The 17,393-nt window shown below is 41.9% G+C and carries 17 protein-coding genes; 8 read left to right on the forward strand and 9 right to left on the reverse strand.

The annotated features are described in order from the left end of the window. Nucleotides 1-8: 8 nt before the first annotated feature. Nucleotides 9-1,022 (forward strand): type I glyceraldehyde-3-phosphate dehydrogenase, encoded by a 1,014-nt coding sequence (locus NCWK1_RS27140; protein ID WP_096574879.1) that lies wholly within the window; start codon nucleotides 9-11, stop codon nucleotides 1,020-1,022. 66 nt (nucleotides 1,023-1,088) lie between these two features. Here the strand turns inward: NCWK1_RS27140 and thiL are convergent, their stop codons facing one another. Then, nucleotides 1,089-2,090: a thiamine-phosphate kinase gene (gene thiL / locus NCWK1_RS27145; RefSeq protein WP_096574877.1), complete on the reverse strand. Its 1,002-nt coding sequence runs from the start codon at nucleotides 2,088-2,090 to the stop codon at nucleotides 1,089-1,091. A gap of 85 nt (nucleotides 2,091-2,175) precedes the next feature. Between thiL and NCWK1_RS27150 the strand changes: the two genes are divergently transcribed. Then, the gene (locus NCWK1_RS27150; RefSeq protein WP_096574875.1) at nucleotides 2,176-2,745 is read left to right on the forward strand and encodes a Uma2 family endonuclease; all 570 of its coding nucleotides are present in this window, start codon (nucleotides 2,176-2,178) and stop codon (nucleotides 2,743-2,745) included. A gap of 43 nt (nucleotides 2,746-2,788) precedes the next feature. Here NCWK1_RS27150 and NCWK1_RS27155 read toward each other — a convergent pair whose 3' ends face one another. Then, entirely contained in the window at nucleotides 2,789-3,895 is a 1,107-nt protein-coding gene (locus NCWK1_RS27155; protein ID WP_096574873.1) for a peptidylprolyl isomerase, read from the reverse strand. A gap of 391 nt (nucleotides 3,896-4,286) precedes the next feature. Here NCWK1_RS27155 and efp point away from each other — a divergent pair, with 391 nt between their 5' ends. The 3 genes from efp to NCWK1_RS27170 all read left to right on the forward strand — a co-directional run bounded on the left by efp (nucleotide 4,287) and on the right by NCWK1_RS27170 (nucleotide 6,083). Then, complete coding sequence (gene efp / locus NCWK1_RS27160; RefSeq protein ID WP_096574871.1) at nucleotides 4,287-4,844, forward strand: elongation factor P; 558 nt, start codon at nucleotides 4,287-4,289, stop codon at nucleotides 4,842-4,844. Nucleotides 4,845-5,145: 301 nt separating this feature from the next. Further along, nucleotides 5,146-5,673, forward strand: a complete 528-nt coding sequence (gene accB / locus NCWK1_RS27165; RefSeq protein WP_103126840.1) for an acetyl-CoA carboxylase biotin carboxyl carrier protein — start codon at nucleotides 5,146-5,148, stop codon at nucleotides 5,671-5,673. 62 nt (nucleotides 5,674-5,735) lie between these two features. Further along, a complete protein-coding gene (locus tag NCWK1_RS27170) occupies nucleotides 5,736-6,083 on the forward strand; it encodes an ArsR/SmtB family transcription factor (RefSeq protein ID WP_062289993.1) in 348 nt (115 codons plus the stop codon). Between the two features lie 83 nt (nucleotides 6,084-6,166). Here the strand turns inward: NCWK1_RS27170 and NCWK1_RS27175 are convergent, their stop codons facing one another. The 3 genes from NCWK1_RS27175 to NCWK1_RS27180 form a co-directional block, all read right to left on the reverse strand. Then, nucleotides 6,167-6,790, reverse strand: coding sequence for a GerMN domain-containing protein (locus tag NCWK1_RS27175; RefSeq protein WP_096574867.1), 624 nt, complete (start codon nucleotides 6,788-6,790; stop codon nucleotides 6,167-6,169). Between the two features lie 73 nt (nucleotides 6,791-6,863). Further along, complete coding sequence (locus NCWK1_RS30480) at nucleotides 6,864-6,986, reverse strand: hypothetical protein (RefSeq protein WP_281259175.1); 123 nt, start codon at nucleotides 6,984-6,986, stop codon at nucleotides 6,864-6,866. A gap of 180 nt (nucleotides 6,987-7,166) precedes the next feature. Next, the gene (locus NCWK1_RS27180) at nucleotides 7,167-8,981 is read right to left on the reverse strand and encodes a proline--tRNA ligase (protein ID WP_103126841.1); all 1,815 of its coding nucleotides are present in this window, start codon (nucleotides 8,979-8,981) and stop codon (nucleotides 7,167-7,169) included. Nucleotides 8,982-9,276: 295 nt separating this feature from the next. Between NCWK1_RS27180 and NCWK1_RS27185 the strand changes: the two genes are divergently transcribed. After that, nucleotides 9,277-10,668 carry a lysophospholipid acyltransferase family protein gene (locus NCWK1_RS27185; protein WP_103126842.1) on the forward strand — a complete coding sequence of 464 codons (1,392 nt, stop codon included), beginning with the start codon at nucleotides 9,277-9,279 and terminating at the stop codon, nucleotides 10,666-10,668. Between the two features lie 82 nt (nucleotides 10,669-10,750). On the opposite strand, the gene NCWK1_RS27190 is transcribed toward NCWK1_RS27185, so the two are convergent. The 4 genes from NCWK1_RS27190 to NCWK1_RS27205 are packed head-to-tail and all read right to left on the reverse strand — an operon-like array spanning nucleotide 10,751 to nucleotide 13,758. Beyond that, the gene (locus NCWK1_RS27190) at nucleotides 10,751-11,452 is read right to left on the reverse strand and encodes a hypothetical protein (RefSeq protein WP_103126843.1); all 702 of its coding nucleotides are present in this window, start codon (nucleotides 11,450-11,452) and stop codon (nucleotides 10,751-10,753) included. Between the two features lie 23 nt (nucleotides 11,453-11,475). Continuing rightward, the gene (locus NCWK1_RS27195; protein WP_103126844.1) at nucleotides 11,476-12,054 is read right to left on the reverse strand and encodes a Uma2 family endonuclease; all 579 of its coding nucleotides are present in this window, start codon (nucleotides 12,052-12,054) and stop codon (nucleotides 11,476-11,478) included. 36 nt (nucleotides 12,055-12,090) lie between these two features. Beyond that, the gene (locus tag NCWK1_RS27200; protein WP_103126845.1) at nucleotides 12,091-13,302 is read right to left on the reverse strand and encodes a HEAT repeat domain-containing protein; all 1,212 of its coding nucleotides are present in this window, start codon (nucleotides 13,300-13,302) and stop codon (nucleotides 12,091-12,093) included. Between the two features lie 33 nt (nucleotides 13,303-13,335). Next, on the reverse strand, nucleotides 13,336-13,758 hold the full coding sequence (locus NCWK1_RS27205) for a QcrA and Rieske domain-containing protein (protein ID WP_103126846.1): 423 nt from the start codon (nucleotides 13,756-13,758) through the stop codon (nucleotides 13,336-13,338). A gap of 544 nt (nucleotides 13,759-14,302) precedes the next feature. On the opposite strand from NCWK1_RS27205, the gene NCWK1_RS27210 reads away from it, so the two are divergent. Together NCWK1_RS27210 and NCWK1_RS27215 are read left to right on the forward strand one after the other, a co-directional pair. Then, nucleotides 14,303-15,859, forward strand: a complete 1,557-nt coding sequence (locus tag NCWK1_RS27210) for a ferredoxin--nitrite reductase (protein WP_103126847.1) — start codon at nucleotides 14,303-14,305, stop codon at nucleotides 15,857-15,859. A gap of 180 nt (nucleotides 15,860-16,039) precedes the next feature. Next, nucleotides 16,040-17,353, forward strand: coding sequence for a CmpA/NrtA family ABC transporter substrate-binding protein (locus tag NCWK1_RS27215; RefSeq protein WP_096584665.1), 1,314 nt, complete (start codon nucleotides 16,040-16,042; stop codon nucleotides 17,351-17,353). Nucleotides 17,354-17,393 lie beyond the last annotated feature (40 nt).

The raw sequence follows: 17,393 nt of genomic DNA on the forward strand, positions 1-17,393 counted from the left end.
AAGACACTGTGATTAGAGTCGCAATCAACGGTTTCGGGCGCATCGGGCGTAACTTTGCACGTTGTTGGCTAGGTCGGCAAAATAGTAATATCGACCTTGTAGCTGTCAATGACACATCAGATCCTAGAACAAATGCTCACCTCCTGAAGTATGACTCGATGCTTGGGAAGTTAAAGGATGTTGACATTACCGCCGATGATAACTCTATCATCGTTAACGGTAAAACCATTAAATGCGTATCTGATCGCAATCCAGAAAACTTGCCCTGGAGAGAATGGGAAATTGACCTAATTATCGAAGCAACTGGGGTATTTACTAGCAAAGAGGGAGCGTTAAAGCACGTAAATGCTGGAGCCAAAAAGGTTCTAATTACCGCCCCTGGGAAAAATGAAGATGGTACTTTTGTTATTGGTGTGAATCATCACGATTACGATCACAATGTACACCACGTTATTAGTAATGCCAGCTGTACTACCAACTGTTTGGCTCCCATTGCCAAGGTGCTAAATGACAAATTCGGCATCATCAAAGGCACAATGACCACAACCCACAGTTACACTGGAGACCAGCGTTTGTTAGACGCTTCTCACCGTGATGTGCGTCGGGCAAGAGCAGCAGCCATCAATATTGTCCCCACCTCGACAGGTGCAGCAAAAGCAGTGGCGTTAGTAATTCCAGAACTCAAAGGTAAGCTGAATGGCGTTGCCTTGCGTGTACCAACCCCGAACGTCTCAATGGTAGATTTCGTTGTTCAGGTTGAGAAGCGTACTATTACGGAAGAAGTGAACCAAGCTCTCAAAGATGCCTCAGAGGGTTCACTAAAGGGTATACTAGATTACAGTGAACTTCAGTTGGTATCATCTGATTACCAAGGTACTGATGCTTCTTCGATTATTGATGCCAGCCTAACTTTGGTAATGGGCAGTGACTTGGTAAAAGTTATGGCATGGTATGACAACGAGTGGGGCTACAGCCAACGTGTTCTTGATTTGGCTGAACTAGTAGCTGAGAAGTGGCAATAATTTTTCAATAGTCAATATTCTTTTGTTAATGATCAATAGTAATTACTATGGACTATTGACTCTAGACTATTGACCAAAATGTTGAAATCCCTGGCTAAGGCTGAGAACTTGGTCAGGGATTTTTTGTTGTTCGTCATGTAATAGCACTTTTGAACCAGATGTGATGTTGCCGATAATTGCTGCGCCTTGACTGAGTTGTTTAACTAGAGTTTTTGCTTGTTCTTGTGGTAAACACAGCACTAATTCAAAATCTTCGCCACCATAAAGAGCATATTCTATTGCTTGTTCTGGTTTAAGCCAATGTTCCAAAGTTGTAGGGAAGGGAATTTGATGGCTTTCTAATACAGCACCAACACCACTAACGCGGCAAATTTGTAAAACAGCATCTGCTAAACCATCGCTACTATCCATACCTGCGACAGTAGAGGGGGTGTGATTTACAATATCCCAAAGAATGGGTAAGACATCTAATCGTGGCTGAGGGCGTTGATGGGCTTTGATAAAAGTGTTTTTTTGTTCGGTAGTGAGGTTCTGCCCTAATTGGGGATGCAGGAGCAATTGTAAGCCAGCGTGGGAGGCTCCATGAACACCTGTGACCACGATCGCATCTCCTACTTTAGCAGCAGCACGGCGGATAATTCGCTGGGGATCGACTTGGCCAAAGGCTGTAATGGAAATAGTTGTGGTTGGCGATCGCACTACATCACCGCCAACAATTGGGGTATTGTATTTTTGCAGGCATTCTGTCATTCCTTGGTAAAGTCGCTCCACCCAACTTACTTTTAAGTCACCAGGAAGACCTAATCCAACTGTGATTCCTAAAGGACAAGCCCCCATTGCGGCTAAATCGGATAAATTAGCGGCTGCGGCTCGCCAACCTGCATCTTCCGGAGAAGTAGTAGCATCACTAAAATGTACGCCGTCAACTAAGACATCTGTTGTTACTACTAAAGATTTTCCTGGCGCAGTTACTAACACTGCTGCATCATCCCCAATAATCTCTGCGGGACAAAAGCTTTGTAATTTTGCTAACAGGCCTTGTTCGCCAATATCTTTAATTGTTGTCATTAGTCAATAGTCAGGAGGAAGGAAGATGACACTTCAGACTTCACACTTCAGTTACTATGATGGTATCGTCTAGGGGGATGTTGATATGGTCACTATACCAATAACAAAACTCACATTTGAAGAGTATTTAACTTATGATGATGGCAGTGGTTTTCACTACGAGTTAGTGGATGGCACACTGGAATTAATGAATCCCCCAACGATTGAACATTTCTTAATTGTGGCTTTTTTAGATACCACATTCATCTCAGAAATTCAGCGTTTAAGTTTAGCTTGGTTAACTTTTCGGGAAACTGGGACGAGAACAGGAAGAAATAAGTCTAGGTTAACTGATTTGTGTGTAGTGACACAGGAACAAGCACGAGACTTACTTAAGGCTTCAGCTGTGTTTGATTCAGCACCATTACTGATTGTAGAGGTGGTTAGCCCAGATTCCATCAAGCGGGACTATCGCCACAAGCGTTCTGAATATGCCGCGGTTGGAGTGCCAGAATATTGGGTTGTAGACCCGCTAGAATTAAAAATTACTGTTTTATTGCTGGAAGAAGGATTTTACGAAGAAACGGTATTTACTGCTGACCAGAAGATTGTATCGTGGACTTTTCCAGAATTAGCGATCGCGCCTCATCAAGTATTTGCTGCTGGAAAAATTTGAAGTATGAAGTATGAAGTGTAAAATTTCATACTTCATCTTCAATTTAAGCTGCTTGAGGCTGCACTAAATTTTCTATGCCCTGAGTTACAGTTGCCGATTCAATTTTGTCACCAGCTTTGAGTGTATCTAAAACATCTTTGCCTTCTGTGACATAACCAAATACAGAGTAACGTCCATCTAGCAAGTTACGTCCGGCGGGAGTGAGTTCTGGTTCAAATAAGAAGAAGAACACTTGCGAGGAAGCGCCATTAACTTGGCTTTCAGGACGAGCCATTGCTAATGCACCAAAGGACGAAAAAGGTAAAACTGGCATATCTAGATAACGACCAGCGTCTTCTAAGGTAATGCCGTAGGTTGGTGCTTTATCCCCTTCCGCTAGAATCTCTAAAGGAATTGCCCTGTATTTGCCTGTTTTTGGGTCAATAAAGCCTTGTTCTTTGCCTGGGGGGTCGCCAGTTTGCAAGACGTAGGATTCTTCTGAACGAGTAAATTCTAGCCCGTTATAAAAACCCCTTTGTACCAAATCGACAAAATTACCAGCAGTCACTGGTGCGCTGTAACCATCAACAACAACTGTTAAGTTGCCTTTATTAGTTTTAAATTCTAAAGTGGCACGACCTTTGAGTTGTGGCAAATTACTGTAATCAGCAGGTACTTCAAAGGGAAATCCTTTGACCATTGACTCTTCTAGCAAAGAAACTAAATTTAGCAGTTTATTTCTCTCTTGCAGAATTTGTTCTTTATCTTTAGATTGTGTCAATTCTTGCAGTTTAGCTACACCAGATTTTAACTCCTCAACCCATGCTTGGGCTTGGGGTTGGCGTTCTTCGGGGACGCTTGCTAAGATTTGTGAAGGCTTATCGAGAACGCGGGATGCTTTGCTGAGGTCTTTGGAAATAGCACCCCAGCGTCGATTAGCCCGCAACTGGGTTGATATGTCTTCTAGACTGGCTTGTAGTTGCCGTACTGGTTCATTTTTAATTGGGAGTGCATAACGCAACAAAGCTTTGCCGTCGGTAATTGCATTGCCAGAGGGCAAGGCGGCATTACTGGAGGGAGTCCAGCCAGCTGTATTGATGCCTAAAAATATAATTACCAACAGTATTGTTACTAGGCTGGACTTTAGCCAGGATTTTATTAACTTAAACATGAGTATGGCTCAAATGCAGCATGAATATTGTTGACTGGGCGGAACCCAACAATAATCTTCCCACAGTAGGAGTGCGGAGAAAGTGTGAAGTGTGAAGTGTGAAGTATGAAATTGAGCCGTTGTGCCTGCGAATTCTTCCAAATAACCATTAACTAAGTAGAGGGTTAACCTGTTAAACCTTGCTACAAGCTGGTTTTTACCTTCTGCCTCCTGCCCTTCGGGTTCGGCAGTCCCCCAGACGCTCGTTCCTCGCTACCGCTTGCGCTAACGACAGGAACCGCCAAGACGGGGGCTACCTCACCTCCTGCCTCCTGCCTTCTACTTAATTAACCAATTAATCCGCTTGAAGGGTACAATAAATGCCGATTGTCTTCCAACATTTGAAAGCTTCATGATTTCTAGTAACGACTTTCGACCCGGTGTATCAATTGTATTAGACGGGTCTGTATGGCGGGTGGTAGATTTTCTCCACGTTAAACCCGGTAAAGGTTCGGCGTTTGTCAGAACAACCCTGAAAAACGTCCAAAGCGGTAAGGTTCTAGAAAGGACTTTCCGGGCTGGGGAAACTGTGCCGCAAGCGACTCTGGAAAAAAGCACAATGCAGCATACCTATAAAGAAGGCGATGAGTTTGTCTTTATGGATATGGAAACCTATGAAGAAGGACGACTTAGCGCAACGCAAATTGGCGATCGCGTTAAATACCTCAAAGAAGGTATGGAAGTCAATGTGATTCGTTGGGGTGAGCAAGTGCTAGAAGTAGAATTACCTAATTCAGTAGTACTAGAAATTACTCAAACTGATCCTGGTGTCAAGGGTGATACGGCTACAGGTGGCACTAAACCAGCCATAGTAGAAACTGGTGCAACTATTATGGTTCCCTTGTTTATTTCTCAAGGAGAACGGATTCGGATTGATACTCGTGAAGATAAATATTTAGGCAGGGAATAAATTTTCTCTTGAATTTAGAGTTAATTGTGATTTAAATCCCTGTATAGGGTTTAAATCCCTGCCTTCATACCATTTTAGATTTTGCGAAAAGTTAAGCCAGTGCGTTGGACGGGTTTCCCGGCTTAGAGCAACTGGCGTTGCGTGGGCGGGTTTCCCGACTTGAGCAAACTTTTCAAGACGGATTTTGGATTGGGAATGACTGTCTGTGTCTGAGTTGTGTCAATCCATCAGTCTCAATCATTTTTAAATTGGTATTACTGAAAAATTCTTAATTTACGGACAGGTTGAGGTAATAAAAGCTGTGCCTTTGGACTTTAATGAAATCCGCCAACTACTGGTAACTATTGCACAAACAGATATTGCAGAAGTAACTCTTAAAAGTGATGACTTTGAGCTAACAGTGCGTAAAGCTGTGAGCTTTAACAATCACGCTGTACCGCCAGCTGCTATTGGTGGTGTAGCGGCAGTGACGACAGTTGCAACCGGAGGCGTAGCACCCACGCTGTCTGCCGAGCGTATTTTAGATAATGCTGTGGCTGGTGCTGGTGTACAAATATCGGGAAATGCGCCTTCAACGATAGATCAAAGATTAGTTGAAGTTGCTTCGCCAATGGTAGGAACTTTTTATCGCGCACCCGCACCAGGCGAAGCGCCTTTTGTGGAAGTTGGCGATCGCGTCCGTCAAGGACAAACGGTGTGTATCATTGAAGCGATGAAGCTAATGAACGAAATTGAAGCCGAAATTTCCGGGCAAGTTATGGAAATTCTTCTCCAAAATGGGGAACCTGTAGAATATGGTCAACCTTTGATGCGAATTAACCCTGATTAAGTATTAATCTATATATGAAATGAGTGATTGTTAACCTTGTCTGTTTTTACGGATCATTCCTGATGAAACAAGCGTTGCCTGTACCGCCGGAAGTGGTGCAACAAGTAGCCGAATATTTCAGCCTGTTAAGTGAGCCGATGCGTCTGCGGCTACTACACTTATTACGGGATGAAGAAAAATGTGTACAAGAATTGGTAGAGGCAACACAAACTTCGCAGGCAAATGTCTCCAAACACCTGAAAGTAATGTGGCAAGCCGGAATCCTCAGCCGTCGCAGTGAAGGCACTTGCGCTTACTATCGGGTGGAAGACGAAATGATTTTTGAATTGTGTAATCAGGTATGCGATCGCATCGCTACAAGGTTAGAACAGCAAGCTCGTAACTTTCGCGTTCTGAATACAAAACTTTAGGTCATTTGTCAATTGTCATTTGTCATTGGTCATTTGTCAGAATAATTACTCTTGACCTTTGACTCTTGACTCTTGACTCTTGACTAAAGCGGATAATTTTTATCAAAGCTTTCACGCGTCAGAGGTTGTTGCAACTCTACGCCTTCACCACCTAAGACATCTAAAGGTTTGCCGTTTACGTCAATGTAAACCTTAGCTTTGGTGTTCAAGCTGGAGGCTGTGTAAACAACTTGTCCAACACGCGCCACCATTGAGGTGCTACCGCCACCACTGGTAAAGCTATCTGATAAATTGACGTGGACTTCATCACCTTTGACATTCAAGCCCAATAGTTTAGTACCTTTGGGAATGGTGGTTGAATCTGTACTGTCGCTTGGCCCTTCTAATAAAGCTTGAAAAGCTCTTTCTAAAGCTTGGTTGGGCTGATTTGCTGCTACTTCAACTGATTTAGGAACTAAAGCAATATTTTTTTCTTGAGGTTTTAACCAGTAAACTTGAGCAGTTTTTTCATTTGGTTGGGTAGTTGTTGGCTGTGTTGGCTGTTGAATGCTTTGATTAGGGTTGGCAGGATTGGTTGTTACAGGGGCTTTGTTTGGCGACTGGGTAGTTGTCAACCAAGCTACACCACCGCTAACGGCGATGACAGCGGCTGATACGGCTGCAACTACACCCGAAGATACGCGATTAGATCTTGGTTCATTATTCATATTAAAAACCTTCTTGACTGACTTAGGGCTGAAATAATGTTTATGTGAAGAGCAGCCTGGTTATGGACGATACTTATAAGTTGAGAGTTTCCAGAGATTTCATCAATAGCTCGATACGCTTAAATAATGCGATCGCTAAATCTAAATAGTCCTTCCTTAATTCTAGAATTTGTAATTTAAATCCGTCATCTGCCAAATTCTATAAATCTCATTGTTTCGTAAGATTTAGGAAATTATTAAGAATTAGGGAACAGAGAACAGGAAACAGGGAACAGAATTTTTATCTATTACCTATACCTGTTTCTCTAACTTTAAAAGTTATCTTGCCTTTAACTGCAAATAACTTGCAGAAGCTGGCTGCTAAATTCTTTAGGGGTTAATTTTTAACTTCTATGGCAGTGGTAATCCATTGTTTTAGTGTAGTAATAACTTCATCAATGGCAATTTCTTGAGACTGACGAGTTGCTCTTTCTACTACTTCAACTTTGCCGTTGGCGATTGCACGTCCGGTAACAATTCTATAAGGTATACCGATTAAATCAGCATCTTTAAATTTGACTCCAGCGCGTTCATCACGGTCATCTAATAATGTTTCAATTCCGGCTTGATTAAGTTCGGTGTAGAGTTTTTCGGCTATTTGCACTTGTTGTGCATCATTAATGTTGGGAATTGTCACAATGGCATGATAAGGTGCGATCGCTACAGGCCAAATAATCCCATCTTTATCGTAAGATTGCTCTACTGCTGCCTGTGCCAATCGAGACACACCCACACCATAGCAACCCATCACCAAGGGTTTTTCTTCTCCTTGTTCGTTAGTATAAGTTGCACCCAAAGCTTGGGAATATTTTGTGCCTAATTGGAAGATGTGACCGACTTCGATTCCTCTAGCACTGTTTAGAGTTTGTTCGGGGTTATGTAAGGAGCGATCGCCTGGTCTAGCTTTCCGCAAATCTACTACACTTTCTGGTAGCTTAAATTGCTGGTTCCAATTTGCCCCAACAACGTGATAACCAGTTTCATTCGCGCCAGTCACGAAATTTTTTAATTCAACGACTGTTTTATCAACTAACCGCACAAATTTGGCTTGGACTTGTTTATTAGCTGCAATATATTCATCACTAATATCTGGCGCAATGTAACCTAAAGGTAGGGATTTCGCCGCCCATGTTTGTTGTGTTTCTGCACTCGGTACATTTAAGGCGATGATTGCTTTCGCACCATAGTTAGCTGCTAACCGCGTTAGTTCATTCTGTAATTTAACTTCGTTGACTTCCTGATCTCCACGAATACTTACCAGTACCAAAACAGTCGCACCATTATCGTAAACTGTTTGGTACAAAACGTTTTTAACTATTTGGGTAGGAGAACATTTCAGGAATTGACAGAGGTTTTCAATCGTATCTGTTCCTGGCGTTTCCCGCTTTTCATAACTAGTAAACGGTGAAGTTTCTGCATCGGCAGGTAAAGACACAGCTTTTTCTACGTTGGCGGCGTATTTACCATCTTCGGTGTAGAGAACTTCGTCTTCCCCAGCTTCCGCCAACACCATAAATTCTGTAGAACCGGAACCACCAATTGCACCAGAGTCAGCTTCTACTGGACGGAATGCTAAACCAGCACGCCGCAGCATATTGCTGTAGGCTTGATACATATCTTGGTAGGTTTTTTTCAGGCTTTCTTCATCGACGTGGAAAGAGTAACCGTCTTTCATGATGAATTCTCGCCCGCGCATCAAACCAAAGCGGGGGCGAATTTCGTCACGGAATTTGGTTTGCAGTTGGTAGAGATGTAGCGGTAACTGACGATAAGAGCGAATCATATCACGAGCGATCGCAGTGATCACTTCTTCATGAGTCGGCCCTAATCCTAATTGTTGCTCACGGCGATCTATCAGGGAAAACATAATTCCCTCGGCTTTGGTGTAAGTATCCCAACGTCCTGATTCTTTCCACAACTCAGAAGGTTGTAATTGGGGTAACAAACATTCTTGTGCGCCTGTGGCGTTCATTTCTTCGCGCACAATTTGAGAAACCTTTTGCAACACCCGCCACATGAATGGGAGATAAGCATAAATACCGCTACCGATGCGACGAATATACCCTGCACGGAGTAATAACTTATGGCTGGGAATTTCCGCATCAGCCGGATCATCCCTGAGTGTAACGAATAACATTTGTGACAGTCGCATCGTTTAATCCCTTCTTAGAATCGTTAATCTCTGTGTCAAATAAAGTATGAAGTATGAAGTATGAAGTATAAAGTGCTTGGTTAATAGTTAATTTTCATATCCCTTCTGCCTTCTGCCCTTCGGGTGACGCTCCTAACGTCGCTAACGCTGCGCTAACGCAGTCGCTCATAGGGGAAACCCCCTACAGCCCTTTGGGCATCCTACGGCGGGCGTTAGCCTCTCCCTTTGGGAGAAGACCGCGCTGTCTCACCTCCTGCCTTCTGCCTTCCCATTACTACTTCAGGAGAAACTTACCTTGTCAGACGTAATTTATCAAGCGCAGCCGCCTCTAGAATTTATCCAGCCAGCGTTTAATCCCTTATTTTTGCGAGTTGTTCAAACGGTTTTACCTAGTTGGATACAATGGCAAACTGCTATTTCCCACATTGAAGCAGACAACGTTGAGATTTTGGCGGATCTTTATCGTGAGTTTCAAGAAGGGAAGGTGCGCTTTTTGTTGGCGTTTCGTCATCCCAAAACAGATGATCCTTTTTGTTTAGGTTACTTGCTGTCTCAACTTGTGCCGAAGGTCGCGCGAGAACAGGGTATAACATTACAATCTCCGATTCATGCTCATTTTATCTACGATCGCGGCATTCCTCTTTGGGCAGGTGAATATGCGGGTTGGGTGGCTTCGCGGTTGGGTGGAACACCTATTCAACGTGGTAAGGCTGACTGGACAGGGTTGCGTTCAGCGCGTGATTTATTCGCTAATGGTAGATTTCCAATGGCTGCTGCGCCAGAAGGTGCAACAAATGGACTATCAGAAATTATGAGTCCATTGGAACCTGGTATTGCTCAGTTAGGCTTTTGGTGTGCGGAAGACTTACAAAAAGCCGGACGCTCGGAACGAGTTTTAATTGTACCAGTTGGGCTGAAATATAGTTATACGACTGCGCCTTGGAGTGCGATCGCGCAATTATTAAGTGAGTTGGAAGCGGCTAGTGGTTTGCCTGTGAATGCGGGAAGAAAAGATAATATTGCTTCAATGGAATTACTTTATCCGCGATTATTGGCTTTAGCAGAGCATTTATTATCTTTAATGGAGCAATTTTACACGCGGTTTTATCATCAAAAGTTGGCAGATGCTCAAACTGTCAGTGAAATTAAAGATAGAAATGAAGCCTTAGCATTAAGATTACAGGCTTTATTAAATGCCGCATTACAAATATCCGAACAATATTTTAACTTGCAAGCAAAAGGTAATTTAACAGACCGTTGTCGGCGGGTAGAACAAGCTGGTTGGAATTATATATTTAGAGAAGATTTTAAGGATATCAAAAAATTATCTTCTGTGGAAGTAGCATTAGGCGATCGCATTGCGGAAGAAGCGACTGCGAGAATGTGGCACATGAGATTAGTAGAAAGTTTTGTAGCAGTTTCTGGTAACTATATTAAAGCGAAACCCTCAGTCGAAAGATTTGCTGAAACGACTTTAATTTTATCGCAGATGATTGCCAAAATTAAAGGTGATAAATCTTTCCAACGTCCGCAGTTAGGTAAGCAGAAAGTTAAGATTACTATCGGACAGCCGTTATCTATATCTGAGCATTATTCGGCATATAAAGAAAGTCGCGCAGGTGCAAAACAAGCTGTGGCTGATTTTACTAATGATTTACAACAGTCTCTGCAAAATTTGATTTTATGAGGAGAATATTTTTTTCACGCAGAGACGCAGAGTCGCGGAGAGTTATTGAGTGAGCATAATCTAAATTTATGCAAGAGGTCGATTAATAATTTTCAGGAAATGGCATCATACCAATGTGTGGATGGCTTAAAGCTAAAAGCCCATTTCCTTCCTGTAAAACCGTGTGAAAACAAGATAAGATGATTGATTGCAGAGCTTCTGCATCATCTTCATTACAGTTTCCTCTGAATCCGATTGCCTTTGCTCCTTGAATAAATTCATCAGTACTTATTTCTGTAAAAACTTCTTCTATGATTGATACAACATTTGCTATATTTTCTGGTTTAACAAACATATTTCCTAAGTAACCAGGAAGTTTATTTGCACGTTGCCAACCTAAACCACCCCATAACATTTCTGTGGCACATACACGATTAGTTATGATTAATTCTAGTTGGGCTTGGCTCATTCTTTGGGAAATAATTGGAGTATTACCTAAAAATAGAGTATCAAAAATTTCTACAAATGCTTTTGGGAAAAAAATATGGTATGTTTGATGTAAATCTTCCCAGTCGAACACATCAGAATTTTGTTGTCTTTGAATCAGACAATCAGGAAAATAAATATTAGATTCATCTAATGTTCGGAAAGGTAGCTGATTCAGAATTTCAGTTCTGATTTTAAGATAGTCTTGTAGGTGATATGCAATTTGCGATCGCTCCACAGCTTGATTAAAAGCTTGAGATACATTCAGTACATCTGAAGGCTCTATTCTAAACAAGCACCAAACTGGATCAGCACTCATAATTTATTGAAATTTCAAATAAATTACACACCTGGGAAGACCTTAGATAAATCTAAAACTAAATCATTGAAGTATGGTAGATTGACTGATTCATTTGGTAGAAATATGAGTTTGCGACGATAACCAAATTGTCCTTGTGAGCTTTGATAAGGTTCGCTGTAACACTCCAAAAAATTATCTACTAAATTAAATATCCAATAATCGAGAATACCCGCTTCAGCATAGATAGATAATTTTGCTTCTTGGTCATATTTTAAAGAAGAATCAGAAATTTCTATTAGTAGTATTACATCGGGTGGACTAGGATGCTCTGTGAAATAATCATCAGAACGATTTTGGACAATTACTAAATCTGGTTCTGGTTCGCTAATATCAGAAATAATAATCGGTTCTTGTCCTCTAAGAGTTGCTTTCCCTGCAATGAGTGTGAATAATTCTCGATTCAAGCGGGTATTACAAACAGAATGCGGTGTACCTTTCGCAGCCATTTCAATAATTTCTCCTTTGATTAACTCAACGCGGTCGTTTTCTGCAAAAAAGCCGAGTTCAGTTAAACGGTGATATTCAGATGTTGTGAAGCGTTTAGCAGTTGAGATACTCATAAAAACTATCTGAATGTATGATTACTTTAATTGTAATCAAGACTGGATGGGGATAAATTCTGGTGCGAGTTTTTTAAGTGCAGCGATCGCGTGTAATTTTACTTGTTCATTCGAGTCTTTAACTAAAATAGTTAATGATGGGATAGCTTGCTGTTTACCTAGTTGTCCTAAAGATAAGGCGATCGCACTTTTGATATTAGTAATTTCTTTTGCTGGATGATGGGAATTCAGGAACTCTAATAAAATTTCTGTAGCTTTTGTAGCTAAATGCGGTTTTTCGACTCGCCCCAAAACGGTGACAATTTCCTGCCACACTTTTTCTGATTGAATTTGGTTGAATGCTTGCTGTAAATATTCCAAACCAGAGAGTGTCCCCACCCAAACTAAAGCGGGAATAATTTCGAGTTGTAAGGTTGTGGGTGTGTGGGGTGACATCAATACTGTAAATAAATGATGGGTAGCAGCATCACCACCAAGGCGAGAAAGGGCTATAGCAGCAGCACAACAAACTTCAATGTTGAAGTCGTAAAGCTTGGTTTGTAGTCGTGTTACTAAATCTAGTTCGGAATTTAAATCAGGGCGAAACCCTAAACCCAACACAGCGATGCGGCGAATTGTCGCCACCACATCATCTAAAGCGTTAATTAGTACAGGTGGTACACGTTCATCATGAAAGCTGCTGAGGGCTTCTAGGGTAGTGGCGCGGACTGCAACTTCAGTATCTTGTACTACAGTCAATAAAGGTGCAATGGTTTCTGGAGTGCGAATATAAGCAAGCGATCGCACTGCCAAAAGCCTTGTATCATCTTGTTTTAAAAGTTGGGAGAGTTCAGTAATTGCTAAACTACCCATTTGTCCTAGTGCTGTAGCGGCGATCGCTTTTAATTCTTCATCTTCGCTAGTTTTGAGCAATTCTACCAAAGGTGCGATCGCCTCTGGATGCTGAAACTCGCCCAAAGTTCGCGCCGCATACCAGCGCAATTCTTCCTCTGTATCTTCATCTTCTAAGATGCTAATCAATGGTGAAATAGCAATCTTTCCCAAGCGCAGTAATACCTTGCTAATATCCCAGCGTTGCTGAAAATCCCCCATTTCTAAAATAGAGAGTGCTAATTCCAGCAAATATTCTGAATGTTGCTCATCATCTACCAAAATCAACTGTTGTAGATATTGAATCAGTGATGACCAGTCAGCACTATCATACGCTGTCTGCGCCTGCATCAAAAGCTGGTTGATATTGCCTTGCATAAAAAGTATGAAATGTGAAATCTGATACTTCAGTTAACCCTTAACTAAAATGGCATCGCCTTCAATTTTAGCGGTGTAAGTTTTGAGGGGTTTTTCTGCTGGGCCTTTCTGCACTTGACCATCAGTGCCATATTCTGCACGATGACAGGGACAGGCAAATTTTTTCGCGTCAGCTTTCCAATCTACGGTACAGCCTTTATGAGTACAGGTAGGGTCAACAGCAATTAAATTTCCTGCTTGAGATGTACCAACCACCAAAACATTTCCGACAGGAGAATTTTTGACTAAAAGTTGCCCATTTTGGTCTAATTCTTTGGCTGTACCTATTTTTTGCCAATCTCCCGATGCTGCTGATGTTGATGTACTGCTTGGTGAAGAACAGGCAGCAATCGCAACTGGTAGGTTACTAGCTATTAAACCTAAACCAACCCAATTAATGAAATCACGACGTTTCATAGTTGTGGAAATTATTTGTAATTAGAGTAACAGCGATCGCCTGCTCTACGGTCAGTGATTTGTAAAAAGTTCACCATCAGCATCATGTTTCTCATTTTTTGCCCATGCTGATGTATAAACCGATGATTTTGCATCACTCACTTTCTCTGTGTGATGCAGAAAACGCATAGATATTATTTACAACTAGCAATTTTACTAATATTTTGTAGCTATTTATACGATTTTAGCAGAGATCTAACTTTAATCTAAAAAGTATCGAAATTGTTACATAAACAATTGCTGTGTTTACTTGGTGAATTTCCCCAATGTAAAAGATTACAAATCTTCTCCCAAACCTTACGAAGTCGCATTTAGTTAAAGACATACTATCCTCTGTCCATTAACCACCTAAGAACGCACTTGAACATTAGAAATCAGCAATAAATAAATATTTAGTTTAAAGTTCCTAAAACTCGTAGAACCACAATCCAGACTACGGGTTGATTGATATTAGGTAAATACTGCCTGAAGTTCTCACTGGATTAACAATAATGAGAGTTAACTCATGACAGATACAGGAACCACTACCAAAACCAGCCTGAATAAGTTTGAAAAATTCAAAGCTGAAAAAGATGGACTTGCCATCAAAGCAGAGATTGAAAAATTTGCTGCCCTCGGATGGGAAGCAATGGATGAAACCGACCGGGATCATCGACTCAAGTGGGTAGGAGTATTTTTCCGCCCAGTTACCCCAGGCAAGTTTATGATGCGGTTGCGGATGCCTAACGGTATTCTCACCAGCGACCAAATGCGTGTATTAGCAGAAGTATTGCAGCGTTACGGAGATGAAGGTAGTGCTGACATTACTACCAGACAGAATATTCAATTGCGGGGGATCAGAATTGAAGATTTACCCGATATCTTCAATAAATTTCACGCCGTTGGTTTAACAAGTGTGCAGTCAGGCATGGATAACGTGCGTAACATCACAGGCGATCCCGTGGCTGGACTAGATGCAGATGAATTGTTCGACACAAGAGATTTGGTGCAGCAAATTCAAGATATGCTCACCAACAAAGGCGAAGGCAACCCAGAGTTTACCAACCTACCTCGCAAGTTTAATATTGCTATCACAGGTGGAAGAGATAATTCAGTTCACGCAGAAATCAACGATTTAGCGTTTGTCCCAGCTTTTAAAGAGGCAACATTCGGGTTTAACATCTTAGTTGGTGGCTTTTTCTCTGCTAAACGTTGTGATGCAGCGATTCCTCTCAATGCTTGGGTAGCACCTGAAGATGTCGTGGCTGTATGTAGAGCCGTTTTAGAAGTATTTCGAGACAATGGCTCACGTGCAAACCGCCTCAAATCTCGTTTGATGTGGCTACTTGATGAATGGGGTATAGATAAGTTTCGCGCAGAAGTTGAACAGCGTTTAGGTAAATCGTTTTTACCTGCTGCACCCAAAGACGAAATTGATTGGGAAAAACGCGACCATATCGGTGTATACAAGCAAAAACAACCAGGATTGAACTATGTAGGCTTTAACGTCCCGGTTGGGCGGTTGTATGCCGAAGATATGTTTGAAATAGCCAGACTAGCAGAAGTTTACGGTAGTGGTGAAATTAGACTGACAGTTGAACAAAACATCATCATTCCTAATATTTCTGATAGTAGCCTCGGAACATTTTTGGCAGAACCCTTACTAGAAAGATTCTCCATCAATCCGGGTGTGTTGGAGCGATCGCTAGTTTCCTGCACAGGCGCACAATTTTGCAACTTTGCCCTCATCGAAACCAAAAACCGCGCCCTAGCCACCATTCAAGCCTTAGAAGAAGACTTAACCTTCACCCAACCAGTCCGCATTCATTGGACTGGTTGCCCAAACTCCTGCGGACAACCACAAGTCGCAGACATCGGCTTAATGGGTACAAAAGCTCGTAAAGATGGTAAAGCCGTAGAAGGCGTAGACATCTATATGGGCGGCAAAGTCGGCAAAGACGCTCATTTAGGAACTTGTGCAATTAAAGGCATCCCCTGCGAAGACTTGCAGCCAGTATTACAAGACTTACTTATCAAGCACTTCGGCGCAAAACTCAAACAAGAAGCCTTGGTTGAAGTGTGAAGTCTGTTCGCCTTTGGCGTTCCCGAAGGGTAGGCTGAAGTCTGAAATTTCAGACTTCTGCTTTATTTCTGAAACTTACGCAAAATCTCTCAAACTCTCATTTCTCTGTGAACTCTGCGCCTCTGCGGTTCGTAACTCCTGCGTAAGTCCTACAAATGACAAATGACAAAGGACAAATTAATGACCAATCTTTCCCGCAGAAAATTTATTTTCACCACTGGTGCAGCAGCAGCGGCTTCTATTGTTGCTCATGGTTGTTCAAGCAATACAGCCTCTAACGGCGGGAATGCACCATCCGCAGCACCAGTAGCCAATGTCACCTCTGCTAATGCTCCCAAAGTAGAGACAACCAAAGCCAAGCTAGGATTTATTGCTCTGACTGATTCTGCTCCTTTAATTATTGCCAAAGAAAAAGGTTTCTTTGCGAAATATGGCATGACCGATGTCGAGGTTATCAAACAAAAATCTTGGCCTGTCACCCGCGATAACTTAAAAATCGGTTCTGCTGGCGATGGTATTGATGGCGCACATATCCTCAGCCCCATGCCTTACCTGATGACCATCAACGATAAAGTGCCAATGTATCTCTTGGCGCGGTTGAATACCAATGGTCAAGCGATTTCCGTTGCGAATAGATTCAAAGAACTCCAGGTCAATTTACAAAGCAAAGCACTTAAAGAAGCCGCTAATAAAGCTAAAGCTGACAAGAAATCTTTGAAAGCAGGTATTACTTTTCCAGGCGGTACTCACGATTTGTGGATGCGTTATTGGTTAGCTGCTGGTGGTATCAACCCAGATCAAGATATGGTTTTGGAACCTGTACCACCACCACAAATGGTTGCCAATATGAAAGTCAATACAATCGATGCTTTCTGTGTGGGTGAACCTTGGAACGCTCAATTGGTCAGCCAAAAAATCGGTTATTCAGCCCTAGTTACAGGTGAGTTGTGGAAAGACCATCCAGAAAAAGCCTTTGCTATGCGGCAAGATTGGGTTGATAAAAATCCCAACGCTACACAAGCAATATTGATGGCAATTCTAGAAGCGCAACAATGGTGCGACAAGGCAGAAAACAAAGAAGAAATGTGCAAAATCTGTGCTGACCGTAAATACTTTAACGTTGCAGCAGCAGATATTGTTGAGAGGGCTAAAGGCAATATTGACTATGGTGATGGGCGGACAGAAAAAGAATACCCCTATCGGATGAAATTCTGGGCTGATAATGCTTCTTATCCCTACAAGAGCCATGACATTTGGTTTTTAACTGAAGATATTCGCTGGGGCTATTTGCCAAAAGATACCAAAGTTAAAGAAATTGTTGACCAAGTAAATAAAGAAGATTTATGGAAGAAAGCAGCTAAGGCTCTTGGTGTACCTGATTCCCAAATTCCTACCAGCAGTTCTCGTGGGGTGGAAACTTTCTTTGATGGGGTGAAATTTGACCCAGAAAAACCAGAAGAATATTTGCAATCTTTGAAAATTAAGAAAGTCTAATTTCTCACAATTATCCCAACTATCACAACAAAATTTAGCA

It is taken from the genome of Nostoc cycadae WK-1, from assembly GCF_002897135.1.
Classification (GTDB): domain Bacteria; phylum Cyanobacteriota; class Cyanobacteriia; order Cyanobacteriales; family Nostocaceae; genus Nostoc_B.

Coding starts and splice junctions, on each gene's coding strand:
- NCWK1_RS27155 (WP_096574873.1), bottom strand. CDS start 3,895: ATGTTTAAGTTAATAAAATCCTGGCTAAAGTCCAGCCTAGTAACAATA.
- NCWK1_RS27170 (WP_062289993.1), top strand. CDS start 5,736: ATGAAACAAGCGTTGCCTGTACCGCCGGAAGTGGTGCAACAAGTAGCC.
- NCWK1_RS27190 (WP_103126843.1), bottom strand. CDS start 11,452: ATGAGTGCTGATCCAGTTTGGTGCTTGTTTAGAATAGAGCCTTCAGAT.
- thiL (WP_096574877.1), bottom strand. CDS start 2,090: ATGACAACAATTAAAGATATTGGCGAACAAGGCCTGTTAGCAAAATTA.
- NCWK1_RS27175 (WP_096574867.1), bottom strand. CDS start 6,790: ATGAATAATGAACCAAGATCTAATCGCGTATCTTCGGGTGTAGTTGCA.
- NCWK1_RS27200 (WP_103126845.1), bottom strand. CDS start 13,302: ATGCAAGGCAATATCAACCAGCTTTTGATGCAGGCGCAGACAGCGTAT.
- efp (WP_096574871.1), top strand. CDS start 4,287: ATGATTTCTAGTAACGACTTTCGACCCGGTGTATCAATTGTATTAGAC.
- NCWK1_RS27150 (WP_096574875.1), top strand. CDS start 2,176: ATGGTCACTATACCAATAACAAAACTCACATTTGAAGAGTATTTAACT.
- NCWK1_RS27210 (WP_103126847.1), top strand. CDS start 14,303: ATGACAGATACAGGAACCACTACCAAAACCAGCCTGAATAAGTTTGAA.
- NCWK1_RS27180 (WP_103126841.1), bottom strand. CDS start 8,981: ATGCGACTGTCACAAATGTTATTCGTTACACTCAGGGATGATCCGGCT.
- NCWK1_RS27215 (WP_096584665.1), top strand. CDS start 16,040: ATGACCAATCTTTCCCGCAGAAAATTTATTTTCACCACTGGTGCAGCA.
- NCWK1_RS27195 (WP_103126844.1), bottom strand. CDS start 12,054: ATGAGTATCTCAACTGCTAAACGCTTCACAACATCTGAATATCACCGT.
- NCWK1_RS27205 (WP_103126846.1), bottom strand. CDS start 13,758: ATGAAACGTCGTGATTTCATTAATTGGGTTGGTTTAGGTTTAATAGCT.